We start from the raw sequence: 23889 nt of genomic DNA on the forward strand, positions 1-23889 counted from the left end.
TAGATTTACATAAACATAATTATGCTGGATATTGTTATTGAAGCACGCAATGCGGCCATAAGCCCGGCAATGCAGGTAAAACGCATATTACCTTTCCGCCTGCGGCGAATGGTTGGGCCGTTTATTTTTATGGATCATGCCGGCCCGGTTACCCAGGCGCCGGACCAAATATCTTCGCTCGATGTGTTGCCGCATCCGCATATAGGTTTATCAACTGTGAGTTATCTTTTTGGTGGACAGGTTACGCACCGCGACAGCCTGGGCGTGGAACAGGTAATAAAACCCGGTGAAGTAAACTGGATGACGGCGGGCCGTGGCATTGCACATTCTGAACGGTTTGAAGACCCGGCAACACTGGCTGGCGGCCAGCTTGAAATGATACAAACCTGGGTGGCGCTTCCTGAAAAAGATGAAGAATCGGCGCCTGCCTTTGATAATTATAAACCTGGTGCTTTACCCGTTTATACAGATAAAGGTGTCTGGATGCGGCTGATTGCCGGCAATGCCTACGGCTTGCGCAACGATGTAAAAACACATTCGCCGCTGTTTTATTTGCATGCAGAAATAGAAGCCAATACGAAATTCGCCTTACCGGAAGAACATGCAGAACGCGGCATTTATATTGTTCACGGAAGCATAGAAATAAACGGGCAAACATACAAGGCCGGCCAAATGCTTGTATTTACCAAAGGCTCAGACCCGCACCTGCTTGCAAAAGAACATTCAACATTAATGCTGCTTGGCGGTGAACCGCTGGGCGAAAGATATATATGGTGGAACTTTGTTTCATCAAGAAAAGAACGGATTGAACAGGCGAAAGAAGACTGGAAACAGGGACGCATCATATTACCGCCAACAGATAACCATGAATTTATTCCATTGCCTGAAGATAAATCCAGGCCAGCAGGCGGGCCGCCCAAACCGGAGCCACTTTCGTAAGCCATCAATTAATAGCCAATCAAAGCCTGCAGCATGTGAAGATGGCAGAGCAGCCATTGTATTTTGAAGCCCGTAATATTCCAATCAAAAAATAATTCAAATAACTTGCGGGCTTAAGAAATTAATTATAATGGTATACAGGGTTCTTGGTTTAATGAGTGGATCTTCTTTAGACGGGCTGGACATTGTTTTTACAGAGCTGGAAGAAAACCGCGGCTCATGGAGTTATAATATACTTGCAGCAGATTGTTATGGGTACAATGATGAATGGAAGCAACAACTCACCAATGCAAAAACAAGCAGCGCATATAATTATTGTTTATTGCATGCCGCTTATGGTAAATATCTTGCGGATTGTGTAAACAGGTTTATTGAGGAAAACAACCTGCATCATCGGGTTCAGTTAATCGCTTCGCATGGCCACACGGTTTTTCATGATCCTTCTAATGGTATAACAACACAATTGGGCTGTGGCGCAACGCTGGCTGCTTTAACGGGCATTAATGTAGTAAGCGATTTACGGATAATAGATGTCGCTTTAGGCGGGCAGGGCGCACCTATCGTTCCAATGGGTGAAAAACTCTTATTTCCTGATTATGATTTTTACCTGAATATCGGCGGCATTGCCAACCTTTCTTTTCAGCAACAAAATAATTTTATAGCTTTTGATGTTTGCCCGGCCAACCGCGTATTAAATATGCTGGCGCAGGAAGCCGGTAAAGAATTTGATGAAGACGGGAACATGGCTTCATCAGGCAGTTTAAATACTGCACTCCTTGAAAACCTGAATGCATTGGATTATTATCAGCAGCCTGCGCCCAAATCACTTTCTAATAATTTTGGAACAGATACTGTATTTCCAATCATTAAATCTTTCGATGCAAATACTGCAGATGCTTTGAATACTTATACCGGACATATTGCTTACCAGTTAAAACGAGCTGCCGCTGCATTAACTGCAAACCGGCAGGCGCAGCAGCTTTATAAACTGCTTATTACCGGCGGCGGCGCTTTCAATAAATTCCTTATTGAAAAAATAAAGGAAAATTTAGCATCTTTAAACATTGAAACGATTGTTGCCGAAAATAATATTGTACAGTATAAGGAAGCTTTAATTATGGCTTTGCTTGGCATATTAAGATGGCGGGAAGAAAATACTGTACTGGCTTCGGTTACAGGCGCATCAAGAAACAGCATCGGTGGCGCCGTTTGGATGGGACAGGAAGCCTGATGCTGTAATAAAACCATGCTTATGCCGTTAATATATTTGAAACAGATTGTATGAAGTATTTGATTGTTGCACTAACTGTGTTTGTTTTTTTCTCCTGCAAAGAGAAATTTGATTCAAAAAACTACGCTGAAAATAAGATAAGCCTTGCCCAGCGTGAAAGTGAACATCCTGAACAATTCATTCACCTGTCGTCGGATGATAAAAGAAATCTTTTTGGAAATACGGTAATTAAAGGAAAACTTGTAAATACCGCTTCTGTTGCAGCTTATAAAAATACGCGCCTTAAAATGCTTTGTTATAAAAACGGCATACGCGTGGAAGAACACGAAGATGTTATACCATCCATACTCAAACCCGGAGCAACTAAAACTTTTAAGATACGTTACCACCTGCCAAAAGGCACAGACAGCCTGGCTTTATCTGTTATGAGTGCAGACACTTTAAGCGATGCCATTGCTTCTTCAAAAGAATGAAAAACTGTCGCCATTAAACAAGCCTTTATCGCTGAGTTTTATATGCGGGATCACCAGCAGCGCCATAAAGCTTAAGGTCATAAACGGCGCTGATAAATTTGAGCCAAGCGCTTTTGCCATTTTATCAATCTCCGTATAAGCTGCCGCAACTTTATAACCATCACCTGCGCTCATCAAACCTGCGACCGGCAAAGCAACTATTCTTTCATTACCCGCATCATCTGCACAGCTTACACCGCCCTTTGCTTCAATAATTAAATTGATCGCTTTTATTAATGATTTATCATCGCAGCCAACTGCAACAATATTATGGCTGTCGTGTGCAACAGACGAAGCAATGGCCCCATTTTTCAAACCCATATTTTTTATAAACGCTTTGGCAACAGGCGCTTTCCTGTAGCGGTTAACCACAACTATTTTTAAAATATCGTTTTCCACATTGCTTACCAGTTCATCGTTTGCCAGCGTTGGTTTTACCAGTAATTTATTGGTGATGAGCTGGCCGTCTAACGCTTCTATTACCGGAATTTTATCATTGGTTAAATTCAATTCATCCGCAGTAAATTTTATATCGTTTACACTTACCTTATCAATAGAAAAATTGTTGATGGGTTTTACAGGAATGGATTGAAGTTTTGTTGATCCGCTTTCAGCAACAAGCTCACCGTTAATATAGGTTTGTAATACATCAAATGATGTAAGATTTTTTACAACAATAAAATCTGCGGCATCGCCTTTATTCAACAAGCCAACATTCAGCTTATAATGTTCAACAGGATTGATGCATGCAGCCTGCAATACTTTAAAAACATTTATTCCTTTTGCAACGGCGCGCTCACACAATTTGTTGATATGCCCTTCGGCCAAGCTATCAGGATGTTTGTCATCGCTGCAAAACATTATTTTGTTTGGGTAATCATTCAGCAAATCAATCAACGCCTCAAAATTTTTGGCAGCGCTGCCTTCGCGAATAAGTATTTTCATGCCATATTGCAGTTTATCCAGCGCTTCTTCTTTCGTAAAACATTCATGGTCTGTTGATATGCCTGCTTCAATATATTTTTTAGCATCTTCACCGCGCAAACCCGGGGCATGCCCATCGACAGGTTTATTTAATTTTTTAGCAGCCGCAATCTTTTTCATCACTTCATCATCACCCAACAATACGCCGGGAAAATTCATCATCTCGCTTAAATATTTTATCTCCGGCTTCTGTAATAATTGCTCAACATCGTTGCTGTTCAAGGCAGCGCCTGCTGTTTCAAAAACCGTTGCAGGCACACAACTGGGCGCTCCAAAATTGAATTTAAAGTTCACTCCCCTCCCGTTCTCAATCATAAACTCAACGCCTTCCATGCCGCAAACATTGGCAATTTCATGCGGATCACTTATGGTGGCCACCGTGCCATGCACAACTGCCAGCCTCGCAAATTCCGAAGGCACAAGCATACTGCTTTCAATATGCACATGACTGTCAATAAAACCTGGCAAAATGTAAGGCAATGTTTTGTTCTCTTCACCATAAATTTCAACAGAAACTATTTTTCCATTTTCTATAAAAAACGCTGCTTCATTTATGGCTTTGCTTTTGATATTTACATAATTTCCTTTAACTGAAAATGTATGGGGCATGTGATAAATTTATGACTGTAAAGCTAAATTCAAATGCGGGTTTTAAGCATGTTATATTTTCCGGGTGCATTCTGAGCTTATCTATTATTCAAAAATCATCAAAAGCTTAATTTCATTTGTGCAAACAAGTTGGCAGCCTTGCAGGCGCAGATAATATATTTCACATTGATTTACGCAATCTCCGGAAGAATCATAAAAAATTTACAAAGCTTGTCCATTTTTTTAAAACGCATTTGTTATACAGTTATTAATCAAATTTTATAACCTGTTCTTTTAAGCGAGAACAAAAAAATTTTAATTTATGGATGAATACATGTTAATCTTCCGGCATGAAGATGGTAAAAAAATAGCATCACCGGAGCAGATACAAACCTGGATGAAACAAACAATGGACTGGATTGGCAGCATTGCAGCCCAAAATAAATTTGTGGCTGGCAACGGGCTTATTTTTGATGATGCCAAAGTTGTGCATCATAATAATGTTGTAACCAACGGGCCTTTTGGCGATATTAAAGAAACACTGGGCGGGTATCTTATTGTGAAAGCGGAATCTATTGATGAAGCTGTTGAATTTGCTAAAGGATCGCCGGTTCTGCAAGGCCCCGGCAATACGATGGAAGTAAGAAGAATAGCCAAAAATGATGATAAGCATTAAATAATCAAAAAGCAGCTTCCGCGAGCAATATTGCGGAAGCTTTTTATGGAAAACCAGCAATTAATACCACATTTATTCAGAACAGAATTTGCAAAAATCACTGCTGTTTTATGCAAGTTTTTTGGCATTGAACATATTGAAACAGCAGAAGATATTGCAGGCGAAACTTTTTTATCGGCACTCGAAACCTGGACGTACAAAGGCATTCCGCCCAATCCTGCTGCCTGGCTTTATACAGTTGCTAAAAACAAAGCAAAAAACCATATCGCCCGTAATAAAATATTTAGAGGTAAAATTCAATCGCAATTAAAAAATGATTTTACAAACGTTGAAACGATAGAGATAGATCTTTCTGAAAAAAATATTACCGACAGCCAGTTGCAAATGATGTTTGCTATATGCCATCCTTCCATACCCGCTGAAGCGCAGATAGGCCTCGCTTTGCGCATCCTTTGCGGTTTTGGGATAGAAGAAATTGCCAATGCTTTTCTCAGCAATAAAGAAACCGTTAGCAAAAGGTTATCGCGTGCCAAAGAAAAGCTGAAGCAGGAAAATGTAATAATTGCATTTCCGCCAAAACAGGAAATATATAAGCGCTTACATAATGTGCTTATTACTTTATACTTATTGTTTAATGAAGGTTATTATTCAGAAAGTAAAGATGTTGTGCTTCGGGAAGACCTTTGCCAGGAAGCAATGCGGTTAACTTATTTGCTTGCTGATAATGAACAAACCAACCTGCCGCCGGTGAATGCGCTGCTGGCTTTAATGTGTTTGCAAGCTTCACGTTTTGCGGCCAGGAAGAATGAAAACGGTGAACCGGTTTTATACTATGACCAGGACGAAAGTTTATGGAACCGTGAACTTATAACCAAAGGAATATATTACCTGCACAAATCATCAACAGGAAATACTATTTCAAAATATCATATAGAAGCAACCATTGCCTATTGGCACACAATAAAAGAAGATAGCGAAGAAAAATGGGAAAACATTTTACAAATGTATAACCGCTTGCTGCAGCTTGAATATTCGCCGGTGGCGGCGCTGAACCGCACATTTGCGCTTTCAAAAGTTTATGGAAAAGAACGGGCAATTAAAGAAGCAGAAAAACTGCAGTTAACGGGCAGCCAATATTATTATGCTTTGCTTGGCGAATTATATACAGGCATTGATAACAACAGGGCCAGGTTAAATTTTGACAATGCTATTCATTTGGCTAAAACCACTGCTGATAAAGAGGTTTTGATGAAGAAAATAGATTTACTTAATATCAGTCAATAATTCTTCATTAACATTACCGGCTGTACTTTCATCAAAATTTTTGAAATGACCATACGGCAAAGGATAATGAAGATTTTGTACCCGATTATTATGAAAAGAAATTCCAATAAGGGCATTTATTTTAACAAGCAACACGCTCAACCCGCAATATCAATCTATAACTTCAGTGTTGAATTAAACAATGGTAAAACAGAAAATCTTTCTTCATTCAAAGGCAAAAAACTGATGATTGTAAATACCGCTTCCAATTGTGGTTATACCAATCAATATGAGAACCTGGAAAAATTATACAAACAGTATAATGTGGCCATCATTGGTTTTCCTGCAAATGATTTTCATGAACAGGAAAAAGGTAACGATGAGGCTATTGCGGAGTTTTGCAAAGTGAATTACGGCGTAACATTTCCGTTGGCAAAAAAATCAGTTGTTATAAAAAAGCCCAATCAAAATAAGGTATTTGAATGGCTGAGTAATGAACACGAAAATGGCTGGCTGAATAAAGCGCCTGTTTGGAATTTCACCAAATACCTTATTAATGAAGAAGGCATGCTTACGCATTATTTTGAACCGGGTATTGATCCGTTAAGCAAAGAAATTATCAATGCAATTCAATCGTAAATTGCATTATCTATTGATGAATTATAAAAGGAATGCATGAGTGAAACATTAAACCGGCCGGTACGTGTGCTGGTTGCCAAAGTTGGGCTGGATGGCCACGACCGTGGCGCAAAAGTTATTGCAACAGCTTTGCGGGATGCTGGCATGGAAGTTATTTATACCGGGTTGCGCCAAACGCCTGAAATGGTTGTAAACACTGCATTGCAGGAAGATGTTGATGCAATAGGCATAAGCATTTTGAGCGGTGCGCACATGACGGTTTTTCCAAAGATCATTAAGCTGATGCAGGAAAAAGATATGAATGATGTGCTGGTTACCGGCGGCGGCATTATTCCCGATGATGATATGAAGGCATTGCATGAAATGGGCGTGGGCAAATTATTTGCACCAGGCGCCAACACGCATGAAATAGCTGGTTATATTAAGGATTGGGTGAAGAAGTACAGGAACTTTTAAATTTGTATTATGAATGGAAAAAAGATAAGAATATTTAAGACTTTCCAGGAACAAGAAATACATCATCTCCAATGGATGATAAACAGTACCCCAAAAGAAAGGTTTAGTGCACTTCTCAAAATGCAGCAACTGACAAATAAGTTTAAAAAAAATATTCCCGCAAAAAGAACTATAATAATCCATAATGGATCTGCTCAATAATGAATTTCTGCTCTTTCTTTCCTGCGCATTTCAAAACAACCTGAAATATTTGCTTGTTGGTGGTTATGCGGTAAATTATCATGGTTATAACAGGAACACAAGAGATTTGGATGTATGGCTGCAGCCAACAAATATAAACAGGGATATCTTTATTAAAACATTGCTTTGCATGAATTATTCAGAGCAGGAAGTAGCACCTCTTTATGAAGAAGACTTTACCGGCCTGTTTAAAGCAACTATCGGGCCTTATGATGCTTCTATTGATTTTCTCACTTTTTTTGATTTTTCATTAGACTTTGAAGACGCTTACTTAAAAAGAGAAGTCCTTGAAATTGATAAAAACATTCCGGCAAATTTTGTTTCTTATGAAATTTTAATCAACATGAAATTAAAAGCAAGCCGCGATAAAGACTTGTGGGATATTGCACGGCTTAACGAATTGCAGAAATTAAAAAACAAAAAATGAGTTACCAAACATTACAAACATTATTAGATGATAATATTTACACGATCATCATTAACCGGCCTGATAAACTGAATGCATTAAACAGAACCGTGATAGAAGAATTAAGCGCTGCAGTTGATGAAGTGTATAAAAGCGATAAAATAAAATCTGCCATTATTACGGGCGCCGGCGAAAAAGCTTTTGTTGCGGGCGCAGATATAAGCGAGTTTCTTCAGCTTGATGGCACTGCCGGCGAAGCGCTGGCAAGAAAAGGACAGGAAATGGTGTTTGATAAAATTGAAAATTGTCCCAAACCAATTATTGCCGCCGTAAATGGTTTTGCATTGGGCGGCGGTTGCGAGCTGGCATTAGCCTGTCATTTTATTATAGCAAGCAGCAATGCAAAGTTTGGCCAGCCTGAAGTAAACCTTGGGCTTATTCCCGGTTATGGGGGCACGCAGCGGCTTACCCAACTGGCAGGCAAAAACAGGGCAATGCAGTTAATGATGACGGGCGAAATAATTTCTGCGGAAGATGCACAGCAATATGGAATAGTAAATAAAATTGTTGCGCCTGTAGAATTATTGAATGAAGTAAAGAAAATATTAAATGTTATTAATACAAAAGCGCCGCTGGCCATTGCAAAAGTTATTGCATGCATTAACAACTTCGATCATACTCAACAGGGTTATGATTTTGAAATGAAAAAATTTGGGGAATGCTTTGATACGGCCGATGCAAAAGAAGGGGCCGCCGCTTTTCTTGAAAAAAGAAAACCTGTTTTTTCAGGAAGATAAAGCTGAAACGTTAATGCCGTGAAATACGAGCACGGCGAAAGAATATAAATGAACAATGCCTGCAAGAGCAGGCATTGTTCATTTAATTCGCTTTAGAATAAATCAATGTTTTTTATTGCCATGGCCTTCACCGCCCATGTTCATAATATCCCTGTCAAAAAGATAGAGGCCGCTTTTATCATCGCCGATTAATTCAAGTTTATCATTACATTCCCTCGCAAGCTTTTCTTCTTCCAGTTGCTCATTTACGTACCACTGCAGAAAATTATGGGTGGCATAATCTTTTTCTTTCAGGCTCATATCCACCAGTTCATTTATGCTTTCACTCACCTTTACTTCATGTTTAAAAAGTTCTTCAAATGCTTTCTTTAAAGAAACGAAAGTTAAAGTGGGTTGTTCCAAAGCCGGCACCACAGCAAAACCGCCACGCTCATTTATATAAGTGATGAGTTTAAGCATATGCATGCGCTCTTCGTCGCTGTGCTTAAAGAAAAACTGTGTTACGCCTTTCAGGCCCGGTTGTATATCGGCCCAGCTTGCCATAGCAAGGTATGCCTGCGAAGATTGCGCCTCCATAAGCACTTGTTTATTCAGAGCTTCCTGCATTGATGGGGATAACATAATATAATAGTTTGGTGCTAAAAATTAATTTAATACAAGTGTAAACAAATTTAACCGTAACGCACAAGATCATTTATAAAAAAATTGCCCGCAAGAAACCTGCGCCGGCATTTTGTCTTCTTTATTACTTTCGCTTCAAACTGGCTAATATTCAGTTCGGTTTATTTGTACCCTTTTATTCAAATCAAACACTATCAGCAGCCTGTATTACATATTCGCGCAAATGCCTTTGGGCAAATTAAAAAAATCCGCGCTGGCAATTCTGTTATGCCTTGCATTCTTATGCGGCAATACACAGCAGTCAAACTGGCTTGCAGGGCTATGGAAAGAAAAAACAGAACCCAAGCTCAATTCAAAAAACTTAATAATTGACAGCGTTAAAGGCAGCTCTTTTACAGGTATAACTATTTTTAAACAGAAAGGGCTGCCCGTAATAATTGATATACGGGGCAGCTACACAACAAGCCAGTTTTTTTTTAGAGGCATTACTGTTCTTTCAGGCGAAGCATCCCAAAAGGATTATACACCGCAATGCCTTTCCTGTGTAACAGAAAATAAATTAACGATTAAAGAAGACAGCCTTTTGTTAACCAGCCGCATAATTGCGTGCAGTGACAGTTGCAATGGCATAAATGTTTATTACCGGCTGCTGTGTGAATTTGATGAACCAACGCAATTATACCTTGTAAAAAATTTCGGTTCAGGTAATAACATTCAATCTTTCGTTCCCTGTAAAGAAACACCTGAAGTATTAGAGGAAAAGAAGCGGCTGAAACAAATAGAAGACTCCACTACAAACCTCGTTTTAATTGCACAACTAAGAAAAAAAAGGCTCGAAGAAAGATTGGCATTTGAAGCAGATGAACGGGAAAAGCTGAAACGGGATTCACTTAAAGCTATAGCATTATATAAGCAAAAACATGAAAAGCAAATTGCAGATTCTTTGCAAGCAATTGCAAAATTGAAAGAACAACGAAAATTGGATTCTTTGAATGAAGCAGCAGCAAAAATCAGGCAGCAACACATTGAAGATTCAATTGCTGCTGTAAAAAAACGGCAACAGCAAATTGCGGATTCTCTTCAAACAGTAGCAAAGCTGAAAGAACAGCGAAGGTTGGATTCTTTGAATGAAGTAGCAGCGAAAATCAGGCAGCAACATATTAAAGATTCGATTGCTGCTGTAAAAAAACGGCAACAACAAATTGCAGATTCTTTGCAGGCAATTGCAAAGCTGAAAGAACAACGAAGGTTGGATTCTTTGAATGAAGCAGCAGCAAAAATCAGGCAGAAACATATTGAAGATTCGATTGCTGCTGTAAAAAAACGACAACAGCAAATTGCAGATTCTTTGCAAGCAATTGCAAAATTGAAAGAACAGCGAAGATTGGATTCTTTGAATGAAGTAGCAGCGAAAATCAGGCAACAACATATTGAAGATTCGATTGCTGTTGTTAAAAAACGACAACAGCAAATTGCAGATTCTTTGCAAGCAATTGCAAAATTGAAAGAACAGCGAAGATTGGATTCTTTAAATGAAGCAGCAGCGAAAATCAGGCAACAACATATTGAAGATTCGATTGCTGTTGTTAAAAAACGACAACAGCAAATTGCAGATTCTTTGCAAGCAATTGCAAAATTGAAAGAACAGCGAAGATTGGATTCTTTAAATGAAGCAGCAGCGAAAATCAGGCAACAACATATTAAAGATTCGATTGCTGTTGTTAAAAAACGACAACAGCAAATTGCAGATTCTTTGCAAGCAATTGCAAAACTGAAAGAACAGCGAAGATTGGATTCTTTAAATGAAGTCGCAGCGAAAATCAGGCAACAACATATTAAAGATTCGATTGCTGTTGTTAAAAAACGACAACAGCAAATTGCAGATTCTTTGCAAGCTATTGCAAAATTGAAAGAACAACGAAGATTGGATTCTTTAAATGAAGTTGCAGCGAAAATCAAACAACAACATATTGAAGATTCGATTGCCGCTGTGAAAAAAAGGCAACAGCAAATTGCGGATTCTTTACAAGCAATTGCAAAGCTGAAAGAACAGCAAAGGCTGGATTCTTTAAATGAAGTCGCTGCAAAAATCAGGCAGCAACATATTGAAGATTCGATTGCTGCTATAAAAAAACGGCAACAGCAAATTGCGGATTCTCTTCAAACAATTGCAAAGCTGAAAGAACAGCGAAGGTTGGATTCTTTGAATGAAGTAGCAGCAAAAATCAAACAGCAACATATTGAAGACTCTATCGCTGCTGTGAAAAAACGGCAACAAGAAATTGCAGATTCTTTACAAACAATTGCAAAGCTGAAGGAACAACGAAGGTTGGATTCTTTGAATGAAGTAGCAGCAAAAATCAAACAGCAACATATTGAAGATTCGATTGCTGCTATAAAAAAACGGCAACAGCAAATTGCGGATTCTTTGCAAACAATTGCAAAATTGAAAGAACAGCAAAAACTAAATTCAGCGAATGCACAGCTTTCAGAAAAAAGAAAAAAACAGATTGCAGATTCTTTGGAAAATATTGCAGCCATAAAACAGCAACGCACCAAAAATTCCCTGAGTAAAGCGCTTGCTGCAAAAGAACAGCGTGCAATACTCGACTCTTTGGAAACAGCAAGAGCAAAACCTGCAACCATTAAAGACAAAGTGCTGGAACAAAGGGGCAACGTGCTGCTGGGTGCTTATCACATTACAACGCCCGATATTGTTGTTGACCTGTTTGATAACGGTGAAGTTGACGGCGACAGGATATCTGTTTATCACAACAATATGCCGGTAGTTAATAATGAGCTTCTTTCAACAAAGCCTATAACTTTTACTATTCATGCCGATGCATTAAACCGGCAGCATGAATTTATATTGGTTGCCGATAACCTGGGAAACATATCGCCAAACAGTGCACTTATGCGTATTACAGTTGGCAAAGAAACATATAAGCTGTTTGTAAAAACCGATCTTTCAACCAACGCCAAAATACTCTTTTATTATGATGGCAATTAAGAAACCGTTTACAGATTATTTTTAGCACAGATGCACAGGTAGGACAGTTTAATTATTCAATATACCGTGCATCTGTGGCATACGCTTTTTCATTTATATTATTGAAGGCCTTAATTTACTTTTTCCTGTTCACGCAGTTTCAATTTTCTTCAATTGCTTTATCCAGCCATTGCATAATAAAAGAATAATAAGCGCAACAACCGCAATGAATGCATCAATGAAAGACCACCAGAATGGTATTTCACGTAAACGTTCCCAGCACAGCGCCATCACTATGCTAAGCGCAGATGTAATGATGCCCCACTGCACCACCCATTCATTTTTTACAGGATCTTTTAAGGGGCCAATGAAGGCAATTGCAATCATTAAATGCGCAAATGCGAGCCAGTCAAAACCATAACGCATAAAAGGATAATTTTTGCCTGTATCATTTATCCCATTATTTACATAAGTCCACCAATCGCGGAGGAATGGTGGCAGCGCATCGGGATTTGACAGCAAAATTTTTAACTCCGCCTGCAGTGGTATTGCAGAAATACCGTTTAACAATAAACCGATAATGATAAAAATTACAGCAGTCTTAATTTTACGGCGAAGCCTGGTTGCATCGTTTTCTGTGTTTGACATTTGAGAAGAATTTAGTTGTATGAAGTTACAAAACCTTGCATAACCACATTTCAACCACAGATGCACTGATTTTATCGGTGCATCTGTGACAGTAATTCTTTACTTTTTATAATTATTATTCGTTACTTATTTCAACTGTATGGAACCATAGTAACTACTTCGGAAAATGTATTTATTATTAAGCAAAGTACAGGTGATAGTATTTCATCTTCCATGAAATTTTTGTGTTGCTTTTGTTTTTGCTTATACTAAAAAACTATGCACCTGTGTGATTTATTTCAAATGCTTAAACAAGTTCATCATAAAAAATAACCAAATCCTTTATCTTCCACTCAAAAAAATAATATGATACGTTGGGGAATTTTAGGCTGTGGCCGTATAGCAAGAAAATTTGCATCAGACCTTAAGTTTGTTGAAGATGCAGCCCTCGTTGCCTGTGGCGCACGCAATGCTGCATCGGCAGATGCGTTTGCCAAAGAGTTCAATATAAAACATAAACATTACAGCTATGAAGCATTGGTAAAAGACGATGAAGTGGATGTGATATATATCGCAACGCCGCACAGCCATCATCATGAACACGCACTGCTGTGCATCAATAACAGTAAAGCTGTGTTATGCGAGAAAGCATTTGCCATTAATTATAAACAGGTAAAGGAAATGATTGATGCAGCACGCAGCAAAAAAGTTTTTTTAATGGAAGCTGTGTGGACGAAATTTTTACCGCCATTCAATAAAGTAAAACAAATGATTGATGACGGCATGCTGGGCGATATAAAAAGCCTGCTTGTAAATTTTGGTTTTAAAGCGCCGCCGGATGCACCGCAACGTTTGCTCGATCCCTCATTAGGCGGCGGCACTGTGCTTGACATTGGTATTTATAATGTATTTACGGCTTTGTTCTTTTTAGGTAAGCCCGATATTATAACAGCAGAAGCAATATTGACTGCAGGAAATACCGATGAGCAATGCGCCGTTACTTTTAAATATAACGATGGAAGGCTTGCACAACTGTTTTCAACTTTTCTTTCTGATTGCACAACGGAAGCAGACATTTGCGGAACCAAAGGCCGCATACGTTTAACCTCCCGCTATTATACACCGTTTGCAACTGTTGAATATTATCCCGGCAGGCTTGATACAAAACAAATTATTGATACAGGCAGGCCTGAAGAAGGCTTCGGATATCAATACGAGGCAAGGCATGTTGGCGAATGCCTGACAAAGGGATTAATTGAAAGCCCCGTAATGACATTCGCAGATTCTTTATCGCTGATAGAAACATTGGATTCGATAAGAAGAAAAGCAGGCATAACTTACCCGGCTGATGAACAATTGTAATAAAATTGTCATTTTAAAAAAATAAAATTATTTTACCGCTTCAATAATTCTTTATGATGCATTCAAACAAACGAAAACTTAATTTCCTGCTATTTCTTGCTGTATGTGTTTTCATAAGTGTTGCTGCAACCAAGCCTGCTGTCAGCACTAAGAACAATACCAGCTTAAGCGATACAGGGTTATTTAAAAACCTTAAGGTTTTACCGAAAGATATAAGCAAAGAAGACCTCGAAAAAGTGATGCATGGCTTTAATAAAGCGTTGGGTGTGCGGTGTAATTTTTGCCACTCACCGGGAGCTAATGGTAAAATGGATTTTTCCAGCGATGCGAAGTCTGAAAAAGACATTGCCCGTTATATGCTTAATATGACGCATGAAATAAACATGAAATATTTTAATCCGGAAAATTCGGAAAGGCCGGATACTATTTCTGTTGTAAAATGCGTAACCTGTCATCATGGTAACCCGCATCCTGAAGATGCAGTTTTGCCGGACGATGATCATGGTAATATGCCGCCTCCGCCCCCTCCTCCGGGCCGTGACAGCAGTAGCAATACGCCTCCGCCACCTCCGGATCATCAATAACTTTTTATTTGTTTAATAATTGCAATAAGGTTGCCGAATGGCAGCCTTATTGTTTTATAGTGAAGCATATTAACTTCAAAAAATCTGCCACCACTGAATTATAAAGAGGTTAAGAAGTTGTTTGATTCATTTGCTTAAGATTGGTTATGAATAACAGCCAGGTGTTTCCGAAGCAACTGAATTTATTTGCCGGCTTAAAGCATTATACCAGTAAAAAAATCTGTCATACGATCATTTGCTTTTAATAATTACAGATGCCGGCTGCAGGCCATCTGCCGTTACAGTTAGTTTTATTGAACCCGGTTTACCGGCTTCAGAACGGATAATTGCCAGCGCCAACCCGCTGAAAGCAGCCCTTTCTTTTGAGGCGAAAGAAACAAGGTCAGCAGGATCTCCATTATCTGCCGCAACAAATTCTCCATTACCTGCCACTTCAAATTTTATTATATTATTTGCCTGCGGCGCCACATTTCCTTTATCATCCAAAACCCGCACGGTAACAAACGATAAATCTTTACCATCAGCAGCAATTACATCACGGTCTACAATAAGTTCAAGCTTTGCCGCAGCACCCGCCGTTTTTACCACATCTGTTGCCCATTGTTTTCCATTCTTATAAGCAATCACTTTCAATTCCCCCGGTTCATACACCACGCTATCCCAGCGCAAACGGTATTCATATTCAGCTTTCTTTTTTCTGCCAAGCGATTTATCATTCAGAAATAACTCCGCTTCATCGCCGGAAGTATAAACATGTACGGGTGTAATTTTTCCAATGCGGTCAGGCCATGTCCAGTGCGGAAGTATATGCGCCACAGGCAAATCCGGCCGCCAGCGAGATTGATATAAATAAAACCTGTCTTTTTTAAATCCTGCCAGGTCAATGATACCTGAATAGGAACTGCGGGCTGAATAATAAGGCGTTGGTTCGCCTATATAATCCCAGCCCGTCCACACAAATTCACCAGCTACGTAAGGATTGTGATCCTGCGCCGCAAAAACCTTATCAGGCGAAGCGCCAAACTGCGCTGTATAAAGATCATAAGCGCTTACATATTTATTTACCGGGTCGCCGCCGGTGCTGTCACTAACGGGTGCACTTATGCCGCCCGTAACAGGAAAAATATACGTGCCGCGGGTGCTTAATGCAGAAGCTGTTTCGCTGCTCACTATAAGTTTTTGCGGAAATTTTTCATTAAATGCAGGATATAAAGGCGATGTTCTTATGCCTTTTAAATGCGCGTAAGCCGGTGCATCGCGAATGCCTTCGCCCTGGTAATTGAGCGTGAGTATATCCATTACCGCCGGGAATGGCATATCGGGTTTTGCATAATTCATAGAAGCGGTGGCAGGTCTTGTATCGTCTTCTTCTTTTACAATATCATATAATTGTTTTGCCACGACTGCGCCTTCTTCACCGGTATATTGTTCGCCTACTTCGTTGCCAAAACTCCAGGCAATAACAGAAGGATGATTACGGTCCCGGCGAATAAAAGAACGTGTATCGGCTTCATGCCAGTCTTTAAATATCAAATGAAAATCGAGCGGGTTTTTGCCTTTCTCCCAGCAATCAAATATTTCATCAATTACCAGGAAACCCATGCGATCTGTAAGTGCAAGCAATTCCGGCGCCGGTGGATTATGTGCAAGACGAATAGCATTACAGCCCATCTCTTTTAAAATTTCCAGTTGTCTTTCAGCGGCCCTTATATTAAAAGCAGCGCCCAGTGCACCCAGGTCGTGATGCTGGTTCACGCCTTGTATGCGCACAGGGTTTCCATTTACAATCAATCCTTTTTCAGGGTTGAATTGTATTGAGCGTATGCCAAATTGAGTTTCATATTCATCAACAGCTTTACCATCTATCAGCAGTTTTGTAACAGCCACATAAAGGTTTGGTTTTTGCGAAGGCGGCGGCCCCCACAACATTGGATTATTGATGGCGGCTGTGTTTTCAAACTGCTGCTTCTCCCCTGCTTTTACGGTTTCAATTTGTTTTGAAAAAGAAGCTGTTTTTTTAATTGCCCTTTCAAACTTATCATTCAATGCATATATATCTGTAATAATTTCCACGCGCTGATCTGTGTTTGTTTTATTTTCAACCTGAACTGATAAATCAACAGCAGCCGAAGCGGATGAAACATTTTTCGTTTTGACAAACGTGCCCCATTGTGCAACATGCACCGGGTTTACTTTTATTAGCCAGACATTGCGGTAAAGGCCGGCGCCGGGATACCATCTTGAAGAGCTGGGCGGGTTATCTAACCGTATAGCAAGCTGGTTATCACCGCCGGTTTTTATATATGGTGTAAGATCAAGACGGAAAGAATTATACCCATAAGGCCAGCCTCCCACAAGCTTGCCATTAAGCCAAACCATAGCATAACTCATCGCCCCATCAATATCAAGATAAATTGATTTGCCTGCATCGGCAGCGCTTATATCAATTTTCCTGCGGTACCAGGCCACGCCCTGCACCGGCAACCTGCCCATGCCGCCGCCAATAATGGCATTTTGTTCTGTATAAAACGGCCCTTTTATAGCCCAGTCATGGGGAAGGTTTACTGTTTCCCAGCCTTTCTCATCAAAAGCGTTTTGAACAAAAGAAAAATTGCTGCCGGGATGGCCTTCGGGGCGCTGATAATGTTTTGCAGGGTCTTTAATAAAATCGTTGGCAGTTGGCAATATCCAGTTTTTTAAAGCATGTTCTGACGTGGTGGCCATGCCCGATTCCGAAGCCCTCGTATCGGCCACCTTGCTGTCATTGCTGTTGTCTGCCTGCGGGCGCTCATCATATATTAAACTGTCGGCTGCACCATTATAGCGCATAAATTTCCAGTTATCATTAATGCTGATCTTTTCCCTTAGCGGAAATTTCTGTGCAGTTGCTGCAACTATGTTCAACGCTGTTATTAAAATTACAAGACATGCTTTCATCTGCTTATATTTTCAAATAGAACATGCGGCTTCAGGCAGCATGCATATTATTGTATAAAATTTCCTGTAAAAATTGCAATCGATTGCAACCATTACGCGTTTAATACCTGTTTACTGCTGCATTTTAAACACCCTGAACGAATGAGGCTTCAGTGTAAATGTATATACATTTTTAACGCCCACGCTTCTGTCTATATAACTAAAACCAGGCTTCCTTAATTCGCCATTTATAACAGCGCCCGAATTTATATCTGTGATTGTATTAAATGATGTGGGCGTTACAGCTTTTACTGTTGTTTCCGTATCAAGAAAAGATTCTACAATGAAGGTATTATTGTCATACACATACAAGCTAATTTTAGCCGGGCCTTCTATCTGCACATTGAGCTGGCCGCCTAAAACCTGGCGTATTTTATTTAATGCTTCAACAGGTAAATTGTACAGGTCTGAAAAATTATCCGGAATAGTTAATACATACAAATGCCCTTTTGAATAATCTGCCGAATGCAGGATGGGCCAGCCATTATCGCCGCTGATGCCGGAAACAATTTCCCACGAATCGTTAGTGATGTATTGTATTTGCGGAATAAGCACCGGCTTATCTGCATGTACCAGCCGGAGAGTGCCTGCACTATAATCCTGCACGATAGCTTTCCTGTCGGTATAACGCAATTCAACAATATCATTCAGCTTATCCTGTATATTTTTAAGCAGCCCCGATGTTATTACAACCGTTTTTCCATCGGTTAATTGCTTTTTTATTTTATCAACAATTGTATTATCAAACTTCGCTTCTTCCGTTAGCAAAACAATGCTGTCTGCTGCCGGAAACGCAGGCTGCATATCCATCGGCAGGCCAGCCATTCCCAAAAAATTCTGCAGAAAATCTTCGCCAACGGAATGATAAGGCTTATAACTTTTTATACCCACAGGATTTCCCAACTGTCCTAAAAATTTATCTGCTTTTTCAAATGCATAACCGGCAAACCTTGCAATGGTTGTTGGCCTTGCAGGTATGCCGCTGTTGTAATTCACCGGCTGCATCATTTCATCATAATCAAAGCTGGTATGCTGCCCCTGCCATGCGGCGCGGTCTGTGGCGGCTATCGGCCTGGTTATACTTCTGAAATCAAACAAGGTTTGTTCAAGGGCCTTTGCAAATAAGGTTATCCAAAGCTGCTCCGCATACCTGTCGGCATAACTGCTTCCAAACGGGTCAACCCAGCCGCCGCCATTTTTGCCCGGCGCAATATTTTCATAATAACGGATAATATTATAACCAAGATAAGGCTGCAGGTGCTGTGCAGACGTTACAGCATCCCTTGTTTCCGTACCGGTATAAATGCCATCAAAAATTTTGGGTTCTGTTTCAAGGTTAAAACCCATACCGGCAAAATGTTCGTACCAGTTAGGATATTTTACAACCACTTTCACTTTTGGGTTCACGGCTTTAGCAGGGTCAACAATCAGGCTTTTTGCAGCTTCTGTCATCAGGTTTAAACGGTATTGGGTCCAGCTTTTATCGCCTTTATCTTTTATAGCGCCATCATCTTTGCAATTGGTGAAAAAGAAATCATCAAGAATGAATTCGTCAAAATTTTTCGCCGTGTATTCACTTAAATGTTTTACCCATTTCCTGTCATCGGGGTTACTGTAACAAAATGTTTGAAACCGGTTAGGCTCGCTTATCGTTAAAGTGATGCCGCCAGCCACTTCAATGCCCCTGTCTTTAAAAAATTTCTTAGCAATATTTAAGGTGTCCTGGTTCACGACAATCAGGTCGCGGTGCGTTTCAAGATAAACTTTATCAACTTTTAACTGCCTCGAAATTTCGTTCCAGAGCGGCTTCAAATAATTATTGGTATCGCCCATCTGCCTAACCTCGTAGGCACGGCAATAAACAGATACTTTGAAGTTATTATAATGTTGGGCAACACAGCAATAAGACAACAGTGTGCATACAAATACAGCAAACAGTTTCATATAAAATTTTAAAAGATAAAAGCAATAGTTATTTATTAAAAGTTACCAGGATGCATGTAAAGCTCCGCTAAAATAAGAGAAAATCCAGATTTAATGCAATCGGTTACGTTTTATTTACTACATTGCCTTTTTAAATAGTAAAATAAACTTTGCCAGAGAATTGTTTGCAAAAACGGTGCGTTTGCGAAGCCACTGAACCTGCTGCTATATTTTAAGTGTGCCAGCCAGTCACCGGTTTTTAATGTCGGCCTTTATAATTTACTGCATGAAGATTAAATTTATTTTTTTACTCTGTTCGGCAATTGCTTTTTCGGTCACTTCCTATACACAGTCTTTTGTATCGGAAAAAAATACAGGTGCAGATTTCCCGGTTGTTGCAGCATCACAAACAACTTCCATATATGTTGATGAACATGATGACTGGCTTGTACATAAAGCTGCTTCTTTATTACAGCACGACATAGAAATGATAACCGGCAAAAAACCTGGAGTGATCTCTTCATTGCCTTCATCAGCAGAAAGTATAATTATTATCGGAACAATAAAGGGTTCATCAACAATCAATCAATTAATAAAAACAAAAAAATTAAATGTTGATGATATAAAAGATAAATGGGAAGCCTTTACACTGCAAACAATCAGCAACCCCATCAAAGGAATAAAAAATGCTTTAATAATTGCGGGCAGCGATAAACGCGGCGCCGCTTATGGAACATTTACATTATCAGAACAGATTGGCGTTTCCCCCTGGTATTGGTGGGCAGATGTGCCTGCAAAAAAGAAAGCTGAAGTATATGTAAAAAAAGGAAGCTACACTTATCCATCGCCGTCTGTAAAATATCGCGGCATATTTATTAATGATGAAGCGCCGGCATTCAGCGGCTGGACAAAAGAAAAGTTTGGCGGCGTAAACCATTTAGTGTATGAGCACATTTTTGAACTGCTGCTTCGCCTAAAAGCAAATTATTTATGGCCTGCCATGTGGGGCAATGCATTTAATGATGATGATACATTGAACCCAATTCTTGCCAATAAATGGGGCATCGTTATGGGCACATCACATCATGAGCCTATGCTGCGTGCGCAGCAGGAATGGAAACGTTATGGCAGTGGTGCATGGGATTATACAAAGAATGATACTGCATTGCGTGCCTTCTGGAAAAAGGGTATTGAAAACATGGATCATCATGAAAGCATTGTTACCATTGGCATGCGTGGTGATGGCGATATGCCGATGACAAAAGGAACTGCCATAGATTTATTAGAGAGAATTGTTGCAGCCCAAAGAAAAATAATTGAAGAAGTTACCGGAAAGCCCGCCAGTGAAACGCCGCAGGATTGGGCTTTGTATAAAGAAGTGCAGGATTATTACGACCAGGGCATGCGTGTGCCGGATGATGTTACTCTGCTATTGTGTGATGATAACTGGGGCAATATCCGCAGGTTGCCAAAGTTAAATGATAAGCCGCGCAAAGGCGGTTATGGCATTTACTATCATTTTGATTATGTGGGCGGGCCGAGAAATTATAAATGGATAAACACCAACAATATTGCAAGAGTATGGGAACAAATGCACCTGGCTTATGAATATGGCGCCCGGCAAATATGGGTGGTAAATGTGGGCGATTTAAAACCGATGGAATTTCCTATATCATTCTTTTTAGATTATGCATATAATGTAAACAACTGGAATGAAGATAATTTGAATGATTATTATACGCAATGGGCAGCAAAGCAATTTGGCAAAACATATTCAAAAGATATTGCCGGTGTAATGATGAAATATGCACAATATGCGGCACGGAGAAAGCCAGAATTATTAGATGCCAAAACTTACAGTTTAGAAAATTATTATGAAGCAGAAAGAATAACGAATGACTGGAATGCTTTATTGACATCAGCAGAAAAAATAAATAATGAATTGCCTTCTGAATATAAAGATGCATTTTATCAATTGGTGCTGCATCCTGTAAAAGCATATACAAACCTGCAGAATTTATATACAGCGGTTGCCCGCAATAATTTTTATTACAAAAACAACAGCCCGCTTGCCAATAAATATGCAGATGAAGCAAAACAGTTTTATGCAAATGATTCTTTAATTACACTTGAATACAATCAATTAAATAATGGCAAGTGGAACCACATGATGGACCAAACACATATTGGCTATACCTACTGGCAGCAACCTGAGCAACAAAAAATGCCTGAAGTAAAATATGTATTTACAGAACCAAAAAGATCAATAGATTCTTCTAAGCTCATTGTTAAAGATATAACTCTTACAGACGTTGCACCGGATTTTGAACCTGACCCACCAGACGTGAATAGAAATATTTTTTATGAACTGGATGGTTATGTTTCTATTGCAGCATCACATTATACCAATAAAAAAGATGCACCAGGCATTCATTGGAAAATCATTCCAAACATTGGTAAAGATGGCGATGGTATTACAAGTTTTCCGGTAACTGCGCCAACCCAATCCATCAATAAAAACACGCCTTACCTTGAATATGAATTTCATACTTCCGATACAGGCGCGTTCAAACTGAATGCGTACTTCTCCCCTACCTTAAATTTTCAAAATGATTCAACAGGTTTGCAGTATGCCATTTCAATAGACGATGAAAAGCCGCAAATTATTTCCATTAATAACGATGAAAACAAACCACGTGTTTGGGATGGATGGGCCGCCAACAATATCATCATTAAAACAACCAATCATTCCATCAATAAAAATGGAAAGCATACAATAAAATACCAGATGATAAGCCCTGCAGTTATCCTGCAAAAAATAGTGCTTGATTTTGGCGGTTTAAAGCCATCATATCTCGGCCCGGAAGAGACAATTTTCAATTTAAAAAACAACTGATTATATGATAAAAAGGTTTTCGCACATTCTTTCATTCGCAGCACTGGTAATGGCCTGCTGCATCACCGGCGAAAATGCCGCCGCCCAAACAACGCCTTCATTAAAGGAAGTTTTTAAAAACTATTTTCTCATCGGCACAGCAATGGATGCGCAGCAAATAGAAGAAAAAGATGCGGCTGCAGATGCACTCATTAAGCAGCAATTCAATGCCGTAACGCCGGAGAATATCATGAAGGCGGAAATCATTCAGCCCGGCTGGAATAAATATGATTTTGACCTGGCTGATAAACTGGTGGCTTATGCCCAAAAAAACAACATCAAAGTAAATGCACATACATTAATATGGCATAGCCAATTGCCTGCATTCATGCACCATATACAAAGCGTTGATTCTGTAAAAAAATATTTTGAAGATCACATTACAAAAGTGGCAGGCCGCTATGATGGCAAAGTGTATTCATGGGATGTGGTGAATGAAGCGCTGAATGAAGATGGCAGTTTGCGCAAATCCATCTTCCTCGAAAAACTCGGCGATAATTATATTGTTGAAGCATTTCGCCTGGCGCAAAAAGCAGCGCCGCATACAAAGCTTTACTATAATGATTATAATATTGAACAACCCCAAAAAAGAGCAGGCGCCATTGCTATTATTAAAAAAATACAGGCCGCAGGCGTGCGCATTGACGGTGTTGGCATACAGGGCCATTGGAAAGCGGGCAGCGTGCCTTTAAATGATATTGAAGAAAGCATTAAAGCATTTAGTGCTTTAGGTGTTGAAGTAATGTTTACCGAACTTGATTTAACCGTATTGCCCAATCCGTGGGACAATGCAACGGCTGAAGTAAGCGCCACTGCAAAGGGCAGCAAAGAGATGAACCCTTATGCCGCCGGTTTGCCTGATGCTGCGCAGCAAACACTTACCAAATCTTATGCAGATTTATTCAGGCTCTTTGTAAAATATAAAAATGATATAAGCCGTATTACATTCTGGGGCGTTAACGACGGGCAGTCGTGGCTTAACGGCTGGCCTATTCCGGGGCGCACCAATTACCCGCTTTTATTTGACAGGGATTTCAAACCTAAGCCTGCTTTTTTCAGCGTTATTGCAACTGCAAATAATTAAACCTATAAGGTTTTAAAACCTTATAGGTTTTAACCGTGTTAAAAAACATATCGAGCC

General features: G+C 39.7%; 19 protein-coding genes. 14 read left to right on the plus strand and 5 right to left on the minus strand.

Translation table 11 applies throughout. From position 1 onward, the window contains the following. Positions 1–21 precede the first annotated feature (21 nt). The 3 genes from BM015_RS16505 to BM015_RS16515 all read left to right on the plus strand — a co-directional run bounded on the left by BM015_RS16505 (position 22) and on the right by BM015_RS16515 (position 2643). The gene (locus BM015_RS16505; RefSeq protein WP_090661063.1) at positions 22–939 is read left to right on the plus strand and encodes a pirin family protein; all 918 of its coding nucleotides are present in this window, start codon (positions 22–24) and stop codon (positions 937–939) included. A gap of 130 nt (positions 940–1069) precedes the next feature. After that, positions 1070–2170 (plus strand): anhydro-N-acetylmuramic acid kinase, encoded by a 1101-nt coding sequence (locus tag BM015_RS16510; RefSeq protein WP_090661066.1) that lies wholly within the window; start codon positions 1070–1072, stop codon positions 2168–2170. Positions 2171–2220: 50 nt separating this feature from the next. After that, on the plus strand, positions 2221–2643 hold the full coding sequence (locus tag BM015_RS16515) for a hypothetical protein (protein ID WP_090661069.1): 423 nt from the start codon (positions 2221–2223) through the stop codon (positions 2641–2643). On the opposite strand, the gene ade is transcribed toward BM015_RS16515, so the two are convergent. Next, positions 2632–4275, minus strand: a complete 1644-nt coding sequence (gene ade, locus BM015_RS16520) for an adenine deaminase (RefSeq protein WP_090661072.1) — start codon at positions 4273–4275, stop codon at positions 2632–2634. The two genes, BM015_RS16515 and ade, sit on opposite strands and share 12 nt — an antisense overlap. Before the next feature lie 301 nt (positions 4276–4576). Here ade and BM015_RS16525 point away from each other — a divergent pair, with 301 nt between their 5' ends. From BM015_RS16525 to BM015_RS16555, 6 genes are all read left to right on the plus strand, one after another. Further along, positions 4577–4930, plus strand: coding sequence for a YciI family protein (locus tag BM015_RS16525; protein ID WP_090661075.1), 354 nt, complete (start codon positions 4577–4579; stop codon positions 4928–4930). A 45-nt stretch (positions 4931–4975) separates the two neighbouring features. Then, positions 4976–6214 carry an RNA polymerase sigma factor gene (locus tag BM015_RS16530; RefSeq protein ID WP_090661078.1) on the plus strand — a complete coding sequence of 413 codons (1239 nt, stop codon included), beginning with the start codon at positions 4976–4978 and terminating at the stop codon, positions 6212–6214. A 45-nt stretch (positions 6215–6259) separates the two neighbouring features. Then, on the plus strand, positions 6260–6832 hold the full coding sequence (locus tag BM015_RS16535) for a glutathione peroxidase (RefSeq protein ID WP_090661081.1): 573 nt from the start codon (positions 6260–6262) through the stop codon (positions 6830–6832). A 36-nt stretch (positions 6833–6868) separates the two neighbouring features. Then, on the plus strand, positions 6869–7288 hold the full coding sequence (locus tag BM015_RS16540) for a cobalamin B12-binding domain-containing protein (RefSeq protein ID WP_090661086.1): 420 nt from the start codon (positions 6869–6871) through the stop codon (positions 7286–7288). Between the two features lie 184 nt (positions 7289–7472). Continuing rightward, the gene (locus BM015_RS16550) at positions 7473–7955 is read left to right on the plus strand and encodes a hypothetical protein (RefSeq protein ID WP_090661092.1); all 483 of its coding nucleotides are present in this window, start codon (positions 7473–7475) and stop codon (positions 7953–7955) included. Further along, on the plus strand, positions 7952–8731 hold the full coding sequence (locus BM015_RS16555) for an enoyl-CoA hydratase/isomerase family protein (protein ID WP_090661095.1): 780 nt from the start codon (positions 7952–7954) through the stop codon (positions 8729–8731). Before BM015_RS16550 ends, BM015_RS16555 begins: the two co-directional genes overlap by 4 nt. 102 nt (positions 8732–8833) lie before the next feature. On the opposite strand, the gene BM015_RS16560 is transcribed toward BM015_RS16555, so the two are convergent. Further along, positions 8834–9352, minus strand: coding sequence for a ferritin (locus BM015_RS16560; RefSeq protein ID WP_090661098.1), 519 nt, complete (start codon positions 9350–9352; stop codon positions 8834–8836). A gap of 223 nt (positions 9353–9575) precedes the next feature. Between BM015_RS16560 and BM015_RS16565 the strand changes: the two genes are divergently transcribed. After that, positions 9576–12362 carry a coiled-coil domain-containing protein gene (locus tag BM015_RS16565; RefSeq protein WP_090661101.1) on the plus strand — a complete coding sequence of 929 codons (2787 nt, stop codon included), beginning with the start codon at positions 9576–9578 and terminating at the stop codon, positions 12360–12362. A 129-nt stretch (positions 12363–12491) separates the two neighbouring features. Here the strand turns inward: BM015_RS16565 and BM015_RS16570 are convergent, their stop codons facing one another. Then, the gene (locus BM015_RS16570; RefSeq protein WP_090661104.1) at positions 12492–12989 is read right to left on the minus strand and encodes a hypothetical protein; all 498 of its coding nucleotides are present in this window, start codon (positions 12987–12989) and stop codon (positions 12492–12494) included. Between the two features lie 345 nt (positions 12990–13334). On the opposite strand from BM015_RS16570, the gene BM015_RS16575 reads away from it, so the two are divergent. Then, the gene (locus BM015_RS16575; RefSeq protein WP_090661107.1) at positions 13335–14330 is read left to right on the plus strand and encodes a Gfo/Idh/MocA family protein; all 996 of its coding nucleotides are present in this window, start codon (positions 13335–13337) and stop codon (positions 14328–14330) included. A 53-nt stretch (positions 14331–14383) separates the two neighbouring features. Next, positions 14384–14914 (plus strand): c-type cytochrome, encoded by a 531-nt coding sequence (locus BM015_RS16580; RefSeq protein ID WP_245751464.1) that lies wholly within the window; start codon positions 14384–14386, stop codon positions 14912–14914. Positions 14915–15145: 231 nt separating this feature from the next. Here BM015_RS16580 and galB read toward each other — a convergent pair whose 3' ends face one another. Together galB and BM015_RS16590 are read right to left on the minus strand one after the other, a co-directional pair. Beyond that, positions 15146–17851, minus strand: a complete 2706-nt coding sequence (gene galB / locus BM015_RS16585) for a beta-galactosidase GalB (protein WP_090661110.1) — start codon at positions 17849–17851, stop codon at positions 15146–15148. Positions 17852–17962: 111 nt separating this feature from the next. Next, positions 17963–19834, minus strand: coding sequence for a hypothetical protein (locus BM015_RS16590; protein WP_090661113.1), 1872 nt, complete (start codon positions 19832–19834; stop codon positions 17963–17965). A 265-nt stretch (positions 19835–20099) separates the two neighbouring features. On the opposite strand from BM015_RS16590, the gene BM015_RS16595 reads away from it, so the two are divergent. Continuing rightward, positions 20100–22709: a glycosyl hydrolase 115 family protein gene (locus tag BM015_RS16595; protein ID WP_218148522.1), complete on the plus strand. Its 2610-nt coding sequence runs from the start codon at positions 20100–20102 to the stop codon at positions 22707–22709. Positions 22710–22713: 4 nt separating this feature from the next. Continuing rightward, entirely contained in the window at positions 22714–23832 is a 1119-nt protein-coding gene (locus tag BM015_RS16600; protein ID WP_090661118.1) for an endo-1,4-beta-xylanase, read from the plus strand. Positions 23833–23889: the final 57 nt, after the last annotated feature.

This window comes from Parafilimonas terrae (assembly GCF_900115755.1).
In the GTDB taxonomy this organism is placed as follows: Bacteria; Bacteroidota; Bacteroidia; order Chitinophagales; family Chitinophagaceae; genus Parafilimonas; species Parafilimonas terrae.

Bases quoted from the DNA above. Each gene is read 5' to 3' on its own strand.
- BM015_RS16505 (WP_090661063.1), top strand. From the start codon at position 22: ATGCTGGATATTGTTATTGAAGCACGCAATGCGGCCATAAGCCCGGCA.
- BM015_RS16510 (WP_090661066.1), top strand. From the start codon at position 1,070: ATGGTATACAGGGTTCTTGGTTTAATGAGTGGATCTTCTTTAGACGGG.
- BM015_RS16515 (WP_090661069.1), top strand. From the start codon at position 2,221: ATGAAGTATTTGATTGTTGCACTAACTGTGTTTGTTTTTTTCTCCTGC.
- ade (WP_090661072.1), bottom strand. From the start codon at position 4,275: ATGCCCCATACATTTTCAGTTAAAGGAAATTATGTAAATATCAAAAGC.
- BM015_RS16525 (WP_090661075.1), top strand. From the start codon at position 4,577: ATGGATGAATACATGTTAATCTTCCGGCATGAAGATGGTAAAAAAATA.
- BM015_RS16530 (WP_090661078.1), top strand. From the start codon at position 4,976: ATGGAAAACCAGCAATTAATACCACATTTATTCAGAACAGAATTTGCA.
- BM015_RS16535 (WP_090661081.1), top strand. From the start codon at position 6,260: ATGACCATACGGCAAAGGATAATGAAGATTTTGTACCCGATTATTATG.
- BM015_RS16540 (WP_090661086.1), top strand. From the start codon at position 6,869: ATGAGTGAAACATTAAACCGGCCGGTACGTGTGCTGGTTGCCAAAGTT.
- BM015_RS16550 (WP_090661092.1), top strand. From the start codon at position 7,473: ATGGATCTGCTCAATAATGAATTTCTGCTCTTTCTTTCCTGCGCATTT.
- BM015_RS16555 (WP_090661095.1), top strand. From the start codon at position 7,952: ATGAGTTACCAAACATTACAAACATTATTAGATGATAATATTTACACG.
- BM015_RS16560 (WP_090661098.1), bottom strand. From the start codon at position 9,352: ATGTTATCCCCATCAATGCAGGAAGCTCTGAATAAACAAGTGCTTATG.
- BM015_RS16565 (WP_090661101.1), top strand. From the start codon at position 9,576: ATGCCTTTGGGCAAATTAAAAAAATCCGCGCTGGCAATTCTGTTATGC.
- BM015_RS16570 (WP_090661104.1), bottom strand. From the start codon at position 12,989: ATGTCAAACACAGAAAACGATGCAACCAGGCTTCGCCGTAAAATTAAG.
- BM015_RS16575 (WP_090661107.1), top strand. From the start codon at position 13,335: ATGATACGTTGGGGAATTTTAGGCTGTGGCCGTATAGCAAGAAAATTT.
- BM015_RS16580 (WP_245751464.1), top strand. From the start codon at position 14,384: ATGATGCATTCAAACAAACGAAAACTTAATTTCCTGCTATTTCTTGCT.
- galB (WP_090661110.1), bottom strand. From the start codon at position 17,851: ATGAAAGCATGTCTTGTAATTTTAATAACAGCGTTGAACATAGTTGCA.
- BM015_RS16590 (WP_090661113.1), bottom strand. From the start codon at position 19,834: ATGAAACTGTTTGCTGTATTTGTATGCACACTGTTGTCTTATTGCTGT.
- BM015_RS16595 (WP_218148522.1), top strand. From the start codon at position 20,100: ATGAAGATTAAATTTATTTTTTTACTCTGTTCGGCAATTGCTTTTTCG.
- BM015_RS16600 (WP_090661118.1), top strand. From the start codon at position 22,714: ATGATAAAAAGGTTTTCGCACATTCTTTCATTCGCAGCACTGGTAATG.